This window comes from Lysobacter sp. K5869 (assembly GCF_018847975.1).
In the GTDB taxonomy this organism is placed as follows: Bacteria; Pseudomonadota; Gammaproteobacteria; order Xanthomonadales; family Xanthomonadaceae; genus Lysobacter.
On sequence record NZ_CP072597.1, the window covers coordinates 2,686,355 to 2,698,045 of the forward strand.

9 protein-coding genes are annotated in these 11,691 nt (G+C 69.8%); all 9 read right to left on the reverse strand.

The genetic code is table 11. The features are described 5' to 3' along the window. From J5226_RS11535 to J5226_RS11575, 9 genes are read right to left on the reverse strand one after another with little or no spacing between them, the layout of a single operon-like run. Nucleotides 1-2,262 carry a hypothetical protein gene (locus J5226_RS11535; protein ID WP_215840019.1) on the reverse strand — a complete coding sequence of 754 codons (2,262 nt, stop codon included), beginning with the start codon at nt 2,260-2,262 and terminating at the stop codon, nt 1-3. Between the two features lie 8 nt (nt 2,263-2,270). Next, the gene (locus J5226_RS11540) at nt 2,271-5,717 is read right to left on the reverse strand and encodes a putative baseplate assembly protein (RefSeq protein ID WP_215840020.1); all 3,447 of its coding nucleotides are present in this window, start codon (nt 5,715-5,717) and stop codon (nt 2,271-2,273) included. Then, nucleotides 5,714-8,230: a putative baseplate assembly protein gene (locus tag J5226_RS11545; RefSeq protein WP_215840021.1), complete on the reverse strand. Its 2,517-nt coding sequence runs from the start codon at nt 8,228-8,230 to the stop codon at nt 5,714-5,716. Before J5226_RS11545 ends, J5226_RS11540 begins: the two co-directional genes overlap by 4 nt. A gap of 28 nt (nt 8,231-8,258) precedes the next feature. Beyond that, entirely contained in the window at nt 8,259-8,615 is a 357-nt protein-coding gene (locus tag J5226_RS11550) for a GPW/gp25 family protein (protein ID WP_215840022.1), read from the reverse strand. An 18-nt stretch (nt 8,616-8,633) separates the two neighbouring features. Further along, nucleotides 8,634-8,999 (reverse strand): hypothetical protein, encoded by a 366-nt coding sequence (locus J5226_RS11555; RefSeq protein WP_215840023.1) that lies wholly within the window; start codon nt 8,997-8,999, stop codon nt 8,634-8,636. Between the two features lie 10 nt (nt 9,000-9,009). Next, nucleotides 9,010-9,552, reverse strand: a complete 543-nt coding sequence (locus J5226_RS11560) for a phage baseplate assembly protein V (protein ID WP_215840024.1) — start codon at nt 9,550-9,552, stop codon at nt 9,010-9,012. Further along, the gene (locus J5226_RS11565) at nt 9,549-10,679 is read right to left on the reverse strand and encodes a hypothetical protein (RefSeq protein ID WP_215840025.1); all 1,131 of its coding nucleotides are present in this window, start codon (nt 10,677-10,679) and stop codon (nt 9,549-9,551) included. Before J5226_RS11565 ends, J5226_RS11560 begins: the two co-directional genes overlap by 4 nt. Nucleotides 10,680-10,682: 3 nt before the next feature. Then, the gene (locus J5226_RS11570; RefSeq protein ID WP_215840026.1) at nt 10,683-11,006 is read right to left on the reverse strand and encodes a LysM domain-containing protein; all 324 of its coding nucleotides are present in this window, start codon (nt 11,004-11,006) and stop codon (nt 10,683-10,685) included. Nucleotides 11,007-11,025: 19 nt separating this feature from the next. Then, complete coding sequence (locus J5226_RS11575; protein WP_215840027.1) at nt 11,026-11,688, reverse strand: hypothetical protein; 663 nt, start codon at nt 11,686-11,688, stop codon at nt 11,026-11,028. Nucleotides 11,689-11,691 lie beyond the last annotated feature (3 nt).

Below are 11,691 nucleotides of genomic sequence, written 5' to 3' on the forward strand. Positions count from 1 at the left end.
TCAGTCGGCAAGGAGAAGTCCGACCGTCATGCCGGCCGGGGTGTGCTGGTCCAGGCGCGCGCGCAGGTTGGCTTGGCGCTGGGGTTCGTAGAGGTCGTGGTAGACGCCGGGTTCGGATTGATCGTCGGCGCCGCGCAGCAGTTCCGGCGCGCAGTCGGCGGCCAGCCGCGCGTAGCCGGGGCGGCCGTAGCGCCGCGATTGGTAGCGCGGGCGCAGGCGCAGCCGTTCGGCCGCGATGAGCTCTTGCTCCACCGCCGCCGGCAGCTTGCGCGCGCGCACCGCTTCGATGGCTTCGTCGGGCTGGCAGCGGTAACGGCGCGGCGTGCGGCAGCGGCAGGGCACGTAGCAAAAGCGCATGCAGCCCAGTTGCCGGCGGGCGACGTTGAGGCAATCGTTGAACAGGCTGTTTTCGGCCAGTTCCACCGCATGCACCTCGACCATGCCGAACACGGTGCAGCGGCGCAGGGTCAGGCAGGCGTGGGCGACCGCGGCGGCGGGCGCGCCGATGGCTTGTTCGCGCGGGCCGGCGGCATCGACGATGCTGTCCTCGATCAGCAAGGGGATCGGATCGGTGCCGACTTCGTCTTCCTGCACCTGGATCGAACCGAGGATGCTGTGGCGCACGCTGACCTTGGCGCGCACGCCGTGCAGTTCCAGGCTCGGTTCGGCGGGACGCTCGGGTTCGCAGCCGCAGCCGATGCCCCAGCCGGGCACCAGCGTGCAATGGCGGATCGAGACTTCGGCGGCGCAGTTCGGCGTGCTCTGCGCGAGTTCGGCGTAAGTGCCCGGCTCGCGCGGCGCGCACACGTGCAGCGGGCGGCCGGTCAGCAGGATGCCGTCGAGGTGGAAGCGGCTGCCGATGTCGAGTTCGACCGTCAAGGCGTCGGGCAGATCGGTCTGCCAATCGATCAGGCGGATCACCGGCCGCACGCCGTCGGCCGCGCGCAGGGTCAGCGACTGGCCGGGGCGCAGGCGGATATGCAACGGCTCGACCCACACGCCGCTGTGCAGCAGTTCGATCACCGCGTGCTGCGGCGATTGCTCGTTCCACAGGCGCAGCGCGTCGCCGATGCGCGGCACGACCGGCGGCAGGTTCTCGTCGTCGCCGGCCGCGGCGGCCGCGTCGCTGTCGCCGACGCGGTACAGGACGAACTCCCAGGCCGGATCCTGCACGCCGCGCAAATACTCGCCGCCGCCCAGATCCATCGCGAAGCCGTAGCGATAACTCACCCGCACGCCTTTCTTCGGCACTTGCGACGGCGGGAACATCAACCGGCCGAGCACCGGATCGACCGCGACCTTGCCGCGCGGCGTGCGATAGCGCCAACCGCTGAGGTCGGCGATCACCACCGCGCTGGGCGGCACCGGCTCGCTGCCGTCGCGGCCGGCCCATTGCTCGGCCCAGATCGCCAGACTGGCGTCGCTGCCGTATTCCTGCGCCAGAGCGTCGCGCAGCGCGCGCCGGCTCAGCGGCAAGGGCAGATTGGTTTCGTCGGCGAGGTGGCTGGGGTCGGTCTCCGCGCGCGGCTTGCGGTACAGCGGCGCGTCCTGGCCGAGCACGCTGAAGGTGTAGCAGTGCGGGCCGGCGTCTTCCACGCAGTAAGCCGGCGTGCGCGTGACCGGATAGCTGCGCATCCGCCAGGCGAACACGCCGACGCTGGGGATGTTGTAGCGGCCGATGCGCCGATGCGAGGCGATGCGGCGCACGTCGACGCTATGGGCGAGGGTGTCGAACGGGCTGCCGCAGCGTTCCAGCGCCGCGCCGTCGCGCAGCGAGGCGGTGCCCAAGCGATCCAGGTGCAAATGGTCGATGTCCTGCGCGCGGTCGAGCAATTTGAAGAACTCGACCGCGCGCGTCGGCCAGCCGGCGACGTCGAAGGCCAGATCCTCCAGCAGCGCGATCGTGCCCTTGCGCCGGCGCTGCGCGATCAGGTGCGCGACCTCGCGCCGCGGCACCAGCGCGCGGTTGAGCGCCTGTCCGGCTTCGCCGAGTTCGCGCGAGAGCGCGCCGGCGGCGAGCACCGGGCGATAACCGAGCAGGTCCGCCAGATACGGCACCGCCCAATCGTCGGCGGTTTCCACGAACCAGTTGTCGTAGAGCCGGGCGATGTCGTCTTCGACCAGATTCATCTGCTCGGCGATGGTGCGCAGCAGCGCCTGCAGCGGATAGCCCTGCTCGGCGTCGCGGATGCGGTGGATCGCCGGCAGCAGCCGGTACAGGCGGTCGATGCGCGGCGGGGCGTGCAGCGAGGGAATGTCCATGTCGTCGCTCACTGGACCGGGTTGAGGATCAGGGTGTCGGGAATGGCCGGGGCGAAGAACGCCAGCCGCGCGGGCCGGATGCGCTCGCCCTCGACTTCGGCGCGGCCGGCGTCGACGCGCGCGGGCGGCTGCAGCGGCTCGTGGGTTTCGTCGTCGTCGTCGAAGCCGTTGCTGTCCGAGTCGCCGTCGAGGATCTCGCGCACGGTGTCGGTGATTTCGCCCTGAGTGATCAGCCGGCGCTGCTGGGAGTGGTAATCCACGACGGTCTCGGGAATCGCGCCGAAGCTGTCGACGTCGACCCAATCGATGCCGCGCACCGACTGGATCGCCGCGACCAGTTCGCACAGCAGCGCCGGTTGCGCGATCGCGCGGGCGTGGAAGCCGAAGCGGTCGAGCAGGCGCTCGCGCACGGCGGCCGAGACCGGCTCCCAGCGATAGCCGGGCAGCAGCCGCAGCTTGGCTTGCAACACCAGCGCGAGGCGTTCGCGCATCGCCACTTGCACGGTCAGCGCGGGGTCGCCGAGTTCGCGCAGCGCGGCCAGCAGATTGCGGTAGAGATCCGACTCCTCGTCGATCGGCATGTCGTCGACGCCGGCGACGGTGATGTGGACCAACTCGCGCGTGCCGTCGCCCAGGCGCACCGCGTCGGCCTTGGCGATGCCGGCGAACATGCGGGTGAAGTCGGCGTAGTCCGACAGCGACACCAGCCGGTCCAGCGCCATCAGCGAGCGCGGCGCGTTCTCGCGGATCAGTTCCAGGGTTTCGCGGTCGGCGCCGCCGGACGCGCGCAGCGGATTGACCACGTCCTTGATTCCGAGCGGGCGCGAGATCAGCAGCGAGATTTGCCCCGCGCGCACGTTGCCGGCGCCGCCGATGCCGTTGCGGTATTCCGCGCGCAGATTCTCGAAGCCGCTGGGCGGGCGCAGGCCGTGTTCGCCGTCGCCGAAGATGACCTGGGTGACGCCGTCGTCGCCGGTGAGGGTGACGAAGGCGCGCGCGTCGGGCGTCAGCGCGGACAGGTTGGCGGCTTCCTGCCACTCCACGCCGTCGACCAGGACCTTGAGCGTGCTGGCCGCGCCGGCCGCGGTCGGCGCGGGGCGGAAGGTCAGCGGCGGCTGGCGTAGCGAGAAGCGCTGCATCGGCTGGCGCGCGTCGCTGCTGCCGAGCACTTCGCGGCGGGTCTCGCCGTGGCTGGCGGGGACGACGTTGGCGTGGATGCGCAAGCCGTCGCGGTAATAGGCGTTGGCGAGCGCGGTGGCCAGATGCAGAGTAGTGTGCGGGCGATCGCCGGGCAGGTAAGGGTCGTAGCCGTGCTCCAGACCCGCGACCATCATCAGCTCGCTGGCGCGCACGCCGCGCACGCCTTCGATGTCGCTGCGCTCGCCTTCCACCACCACCCAGCGGCCGGACTGCAGTTGCTGATGCAGCGGGCCGAGTTCCAGGGTGGCGCCGGACACGTCGTCGAGGATAGGTTCCGGCACGGGCAGCAACCGCTTGCGCTGCGGATGCAGCCAGGTGCGGCGCAGCTCATGGATCTCGTCGCGGCCTTCCTTGCCGGCTTCGACCGTGCGCCAGATCGTCGCAGTGCCGTCGACGCCGAATTCCAGTTCGGTGCTTTCGCCGGAAATGCCATAAGCGTTGCGCGGACCGGTGCGCGCCGCGTCGACGGTGAGGATGCGGTAATCCGGCAAATCCGTATCGCCCGGCCGGGTGACCAACACCAGATCGCCTTTAGCCAGCAGCGGCAGCGATTTGCCGAGGAAGGCGTTGCTGTCGTTCTCGTCCTCCGCGTACAGCCAATCGCCCCAGGTCTGCACCGCCGGCACTTTGTTGTTGACGATCTCCGGCATCGGCCGCCCGGTGGCGGCGCCGAACAGCGCCTCGCCCGCGCCGAGCGAATACAGCGCTACGAGGCGCTGGGACAGGACTTGGGTTTTCACTTCGGTGCCGCGCCAGGCCTGGTAATAGTTGTCTTTCAGGCGCGGCGCGAAATCGGTGATGAGTTGCGGCTGCAGGTCGGCGCCGTAACCGAAGGCGCTGCGCAGATCGCGGCGCAGCCGCTGCGGGTTGGCGACCTGGACCGCCGGCTTGCGCAGCAGGCCCTCGACGAACTCGTCGGGCGAACTGGTGGCCGGGCCGGACGCGGACGGTTGCAGCTTTTCGATGGCTTCGTCGAAATCCTGGATCAGCTGGATCGACTCTTCCTCCTCGACGCCGCTGCCGAGCACGCCGTCCCAGTCCTGCAACGGCGCGACCTGATGGCCTTGCTCGATCTCGCCCAGCAGGGATTCGGCGTTGTCGACCGCGCGGGCATCGCCTTCGCCCTGGCCGATCCGCCATTTCAGTTGCGCGATCAGCATCTTCAGCAACGCCAGCGCCTGGGTCCGCACCGCGGCGAGCGGCAGCAGGATGCGCTTGATCGCATCGTCGAAGTCGTCCAGCGGAACCAGCGCGGCGCCGCCGACGCCCTCGGCGATGCGCTGATGCCACTGCGCCAGTGGCCAGTGCGGCGCGCCCAGGCGCACCGCCGATTGCAAGGCCTTGGACCGCGCCAGCGCGTTGGCGTTGCCGTTGCCTTGGCTCTGCAATTGTTCGAGCTTGCCGATCAGCGTCGCCAGCGGCGACAAGGCCTGCGCCAGCAGCGGTTGCATCGGCTGCAGCGATATCGCGCTGCGCTGGGCGATGAAGTCGGTCTCCACCGCGACCACGCGGCGGATCTGGTACACCGCCGCGGCGCCGGCGCCGAACTGGAACAGCAGCAGTTCGCCGGATTGCACGCCGGTGTCCACGCCTTTGACGTAGACCCGGTCGATCGACAACACGCTGGCGCTGTCGATGGACTGCGGGCGTTCGCGCCGGATCGACAGGTCGTTCCACTCGCGCCGCGCTTGCAGCGGCGCGTCGGTCTCGAACGACTGCGGGGTTTCGTCGGGTCCGGGCAGGCTTTGCGCGCGCGTGCCGACCGGCAGATCGACCGGCTCGGCTTGGTTGTCGTCGACGGTGTAGGACAAGAACACGCTCGACGACACGCCCGGACGCGGCGCATAGCCGACCAATCGCGCCATCTCCACCAGCGAGCGGCGCTCGGTGGCGGTGCGCACATAGCCTTCGTTGGCGATGCGTTCCTGATAGAAGGTCAGCACGTCGGCGACCGTGGCCCAGGCGTCGAGCAAGGCGATGGCCGGATCGGCCGGGTCGCGCGTGGTCAGCGCCTGCAGCGGCCGCAGCGTGCGCGGCGGCAGGCCGTCGTCGCCGGCGGTTTCGACCTCCATCGTCGGCAACCGCGCTTGCATGCTGGCCAGAAAACGGCCGTGGGTGCCGACGCGATAACGCAGTTCGGGCAGGCCGGGCCGGTTGGCGATGTCGACCGGGGTCGACGCGGCGATGCCGTCGCAGCAACCGCAGGCGCTGTCGCCGCAAGCGCCGCCGCCGCAACCGCAGGACTGGGAATTCATCGGCCACCTCCGACGCTGATCGCGAGCTTGCCGTGTTCGGGATAGTTGGGATCGCGGTCGAGCCGCGGGATTTCGTGCGCGCCCAGGCGCAGCACGCCGTCTTCGAGTTCGCGGTTGGGCGCGGCGTACAAGCGTTGCAGGCGGGTGACGCGCGCGCATTCGACGCCCGGCACCGCCATCGCCTCGGCGACCAGCGCGCTGACCCGCAGGTTCTGGCCGAAGCCGAGTCGGTCGGGATGGAAGTAGCCCAACCCGCCGTCGCGGCGGCGCCCGGCGCCGAAGCGTTCCAGCAGCGCGGCGTGGATTTCGCCGCGCTCGTAGCCGGGCAGGGCGCACACCTCCAGGGCCAGATCCAGCGGCACGTACACCGCGGTTTCCACGTGCAGGTCGTGGCCCATGCGGCGCACGCGTTCGAGCGCGGCCTGGGTCTGCGCGATCAGTTCCTCGCCGGCCGGCACCTGGCCGTAAGGATCGAGCGCGACGTCGGCTTCGTACCAACTGCCGGTCCACACCAGTTCGGCGTTGGCGCGCTGCACGCGCGCGTCGCGTTCGGCGATGCGCGCGTAGTCGTCGGCGGTGATCGCGCGCATCAGTTGCGTGCGGAACGCGCCGGGCGCGAGCAGGCGCGCCTGCGCCAGCGATTCGGGCTCGCTGCCGCCGGCGGCGGCGAGCGGGTTGTCGATGCTCAGGCGCAGCCCGTTCCATTCGCCGTCGCCGAGATAGATCCGGTTGATGCTGTGCGCGCCGACGTTGCCGGCGCGGCCGTTGCCGATCCGATAGCGCGCGGTGAATTCCAATCCCGCGCCGGGGCGCCGGCCGAGTTCGCCGTTGCCGAAGCGCAACCGCGCGCGGCCGTCGTTGTCGATCTCGGCGACGACGTGGCGGTCGTCGGGGCGGCTGGCGAGCAGGTCGAACACCGCGGTCCACGCGCCGCCGCCGCTGTCGACCAGGCGCAACGCGGGGCGCGCAGCGCGCGGATCCTGGGCGAGGCTGGCGCTGGCCGCGCGCGCCGGCGGCGGCGCGGCTTCGGCGTGGGTCAGCGGCGCGTCGGGCAGGCGCCAGTCGAAGCGGCCGGGTACGCGTTGCACGTCGCCCGGTTGGCCTTCGCACAGGCATTCGGCTTCGCTCTCGCCTTGCGGCACCGTGCCCAGATCGAGCGGGCCGAGGCTGCGGCCGTGATCGACCAGCACCACGTTGGCGAAGGCCATCGACAGATCGCGCAGACGCGCGCACGCCGGCGCCGGACCCAGCGCCGACAAGCACAACGGGAACGGCAGCGCGTCGTCGGCGTGCCACTGCACTTCGAGCAACGGCGTCGGCCGCGCCGGGACGTTGTCGCCGCCGGTCGCGACGGGGAACAGCGGATCTTCGCTGCGCTCGACTTGGGTCAGACGCACCGGCCACACCCGCGCGGGATCGGCGTCGACATCCAAACCGCTGCGCGGGCCGCGCACTTCGCGCAGCAGCAACACGTCGCCGGGCTTGAGGTCGAGCGCGCGCGCCTCGCCTTCGCCGTCCACCCAGGCATCGCGCAGGGTGGCGCGGGTGGCGCCGCGCGGCAGGCAGCAGTCCTCGCGGCCCCAATCGTAGAAGCCGATGCGGTTGTGCGCGGCGAGCAAACGCAGCGCGTCGGTGCCGTCCGGCAGCAGCGGCTCGAAGCGCTCGAACGCGAGCGTGGGATGCTCGTTCATCAGCGTGGGGCCGAGCACTGTCGGCAGCGCCCACTGCGGGTCGACGCCGCTGAGGAAGGCCATCGCCGCGGTCGGCAGGCTCACGTCCTGATCGGTCTCGATCGCGACCCAGGCGCGCGCGTTGCAGCCTTCGTGCAGGAAGTAATCGACCAGACGCGCGTGCCGGCGCACCGAGATGCGCTGGCGCGCGGTGCCCAGATAGGCTTCGGTGGCGACCGCGTCCTGGAAATAGCTCAGGTAATCGCCGGCGTAGGCCAGCAGTTCGGTCAGGGTCACGCCGATGTCGGGCACGTGCGCCAGCGGCCAATCCGGCGCGATCAGCGCGAGCCGGTCCTGGATCAGTCGGCGGAAGCTCGCGTAGTCCTTGGCCAGATACGAAATCACCGGCTCCGGCGGCGGCGCTTCGACGCAGGCAGGCGCGGTTTTGCAATCCAGGTCCGACGGGCAGCCGACCTTGAACGAGAACTCGGCGCTGGCGTACATCGGATCGAGCCCGGCGATGTCGAGCAGGCGCAGGCGATAGCGCGAGTGATCGCCGTAGCGGTCCAGGCGCAGCACCAGCCAATCGTCGACATCGGGCTCGTCGCTGAGGTGCGGGTCGGCGTCGAGGATGCGCAGGTCGCGGATGCGCGCGCCGCCTTCGATGCGCAGATGGCGCTCGAGCCCGGGGCCGTCTTCGCGCAGCTCCGGCGGCAGCTTGCCGAGGAAGTACACGTGCAGGGTGAGTTGATCGGCGCTGACTTCGACGAAGTCCAGGCCGACCCGGCCCTGGAAGGCGCGGACCGCATCGCGGCGCGGATCGTTGCGGCAGGAAAGAGTCATGACGGTGTCCTGGCCTGGGCGGGTTCGCCTAGAGGGCGCGGGTGAAGCTGGCGCTGAAGGGTTCGCGGGTGCGCAGCAGCACGTAGCTGAGGCTGACGGTGAGGGTGGCGTCGTCGGCGTCCACGCTGAGCTCGCGCACTTCGATCAGATCCGACAGCCAGCGCTGCAGCGCCGCGTGCAGGGTGAACTGCACGGTCGCCGCCAGCTCTGGGCTGTTGCCGGCGAACACCAACTGCATCAGGCCGCTGCCGAAATCGGGGCGGTTGACGCGCTCGCCGGGCTGGGTGAACACCAGTTGCTCGATCAGGTCGCGCACGTAGCCGGCGTGATCGGTCTGCGCGCTGCGGCCGCGGCCGTCGATGCGGAAGGGGAAGTCGAGGTGCATGGCGGGCTCCTTCGCGGCTCACATCGCCGACACGCGGGTCTGCACGGCGCCGACGATGGGCGCGCCCTGCGGAATCTGTTCGACGCTTTGGCAGATGCCGGGGCCGGTGCCGGGGCCGGGCGGCGGCGTCACCATCGCCGGCAAGCCCATGATCGTCACCCGCGCCGAGGGCATCGCCCATTTGATCGTCACGCACGGCTGCGGCTTGCCGTTGGGCAGGGTGAAGGGACAGCCCATCACCACGATCGTCGGCGCGCCCGGCGGAATCGTCGCCACCGGTTGCGCCGACACCAGCACGCGCGTTTGCACCGGCGCGATCTTGGCTTGGCCGGCGGCGTGCTGGCAGGTCATCGCGGCGTTGGCGTGGAGCAGGAATCCAGGCATGGCGGCGTCCTCAGGTAATGGCCATCGCGGTTTTGTTGAAGGTGATGGTCGGCCCGACCAGCCAGATCGACGCGCCCTTGCCGTTGTCGAGGTAGATGCCGCTGTCGTTGACCACGAGCATCGCGCCGGTGGCGCTCTTGAGCACGATGCCGCCGGTCAGCGGCGTGGGCGGCATGTCGCTGATCATCAGCATGTTCTGCAGCATCGACTGGATGATGATGTTGGGGTCCAGCGGATTGCCGAGCTTGGCCATCGCCGGCGGATCGCCGCGGGTGTCGAAGCGGCAGCCCAGCCACACCGGTTTGTCCGGGTCGCCGTGTTCGAACATCACCCACACGCCCGCGCCCGGCGGCGGCACCATGTACACGCCCATGCCCGGACCGACCGGGCCGGACAGCGGCGTGCACGGTTCGACCCAGGTGCTGGGCACGAAGGCCAGCACGTCGGGAATGGTCAGCATCAGCCGGCCGCGCATTTCCGGGTCGACGTTGATCACCACGGTGCCGCGGTAGAGGCCCGGGAACTGCCCGGCGCCGTTGGGTCCATCGCTCATGGCCGCACCCTCGGAGTCAGCGAAATCAGGCCGTCGCGGCTGAGCTGGAAGCTCTGCTTGAACTCGCCGCGCTTGATCTTGTGGGTGACGCTGTCGACGTAGTACATGCCGTCGTAGGCCAACCCGGCGCCGCGCACGCCGACCATCGCCTTGGAACGCAGCACGTGGCCGTAGCGCAACACGTCCAGCGAACCGGACACGGTGATGGCGTTGGCCGAGCCCTTGAGCAGGCGGCCGAGCACCTTCTTGACGCTGAAGGCGATCGACTCGTCGCCGCCGAGCTTCTTCGAGAACACCACTTTCGCCGGCGGCGTCGGCCGCGCGCCCAGCGGCGGCTGGAAGATGTTGACCGCGGGGATCGGGATCGGAGTCGGGATGCGCCCGGTGATCGGGTCGTCGACGGCCATCAGCATGGTTTCCTTGGCCAGCCCGTCGAGCGAGAAGCTCAGCGACTCGACGTTGGTATGCGCGTCCATGTTGATGTTCAGCGCCGGCTGCGGCACCGGTATGCGGATGTTCGGACCCATGTAGGCGATGCTCTGGCCCGGCAGCGGGCCGGGTTCGACGTAGAACACGAAGCCGTTCTCGCCGGCGAGCTTCTTGAGCAAGTCCAGATCGGTGCCGTTCTGCGACTTGATCTTCTTGTCCGAGGTCGCGACTTCGGGAATGAAGCCGGGGATCACCACCGGGATCACGCCGAAGGCGGCGTAGGGAGCCAGCGCCAGATAGGCTTTGGCGACGTCGGGCATGTTCGGGAACGGCCGCTTGAGTTCGACCAGATCCATCAGCGCGCTGAGATCCTCGCCGGTGATGGTCAGCGTCGATTGCCCCGGCTCGCTGCTCGGCGCCAGTTCTTGGCGGGTGACCACGCCGTCCATCAGCACGTGCGGAAATCCGCCGAGGGTGACGACCAGGATCACCCGCGTGGTGATCGGGTCGAAGTAGCCGGCCGGCAGCAGCACGTCGAGCAAGGTCGAGCCCTTGTCGGCGGCGAACACCAACTGGAAGCCGGCTTTGTCCTTGGCGCTGGTGATGGTCGCGCTCTGCAGCGCTTCCGACACCGCGCGCGGCACCGGTATCGGCACCGACGGGCCGATCAGTAAAGTCAGGTGAATGCCCTTGAGCATGCCTTACTCCCGTCCCGGCCCGGGCAAGCCCAGCGGCAAAGTGATGCGCACGCTCTCGCCGATCTGGTCGGTGAGTTCGTCCGGATGCATCGAGGCGTTGGCGTCGCACAGCCGCCAGAACGCTTCGGGATCGCCGAGTTCGGCGGCGGCGACATGGTCGGGCCGCTCGCCTTCGGTCACGCGGTGTTCGTGCAGCAGCACGAACCCGTCCAGCGCCGGCAGGAAGCGCCGGCGCAGATACGGCACGAGGGTGCCGTCGGGTTCGGCGCGGGTCGCGGTCTCGACGTCGTAGTAGCGGCTGGTCGGAGGGAAATCGTAATTGGCCATGATCGTGCGCTCGCTGCGGTTAGGGAACGACGGGAACGCCGGCGATGCCCAGCGCCTGGAAATCGCCGGCCGCGGCCAGACCGGCCAATTTCTCCTTGGCCAGCAGATAACTCATGAACAAACCGCCGCCCTTGCCGTCGAAACCCAGGTCGTCGACGCTGAGCACGCGCAGGCCGAGGCTGAGCTTGGCGCGGATCGGATTGAGCGCGGTGTCGAAGGCTTCCTCGACGATGCCGAGCTCGGTGATGCGCACCGGCACGATCCGGTTCGGCCCGAACACGAACAGGCACAGCGGCGCGGCGGCGGGCGCGATCTCCAGCACGCCGGCGCCGGCGGCGGCGTTGGCCGCGTAGAGTTCGCCGCTGCTGGGATGCACCAGCGCCTCGATCGACGCCAGCTGCGGATGCAAGCCCATCGTGCCGGCGGTGCCCTTGCCGGTGTCGAGGCCGTCGGTGGCGTCGATCTCGGCGTCGAGCTTGATGGTTTCCACCGCCGGGCCTTTCAGCCGCAAGGCTTCGCTGTGGCCGCCGCTGTCCGCGCCGGTGGCCTTGACCTGCAAGGTGCGGGTCATGGTTTCCGGGTTGTACTGCAGGGCGATGATGCGCTGCACGTTGCCGTTGTCCGGGTCCAGCAGGACCAGGCCGCCGCGCAGGATCTTGGGAGAACGCGGATATCCACTCATGTC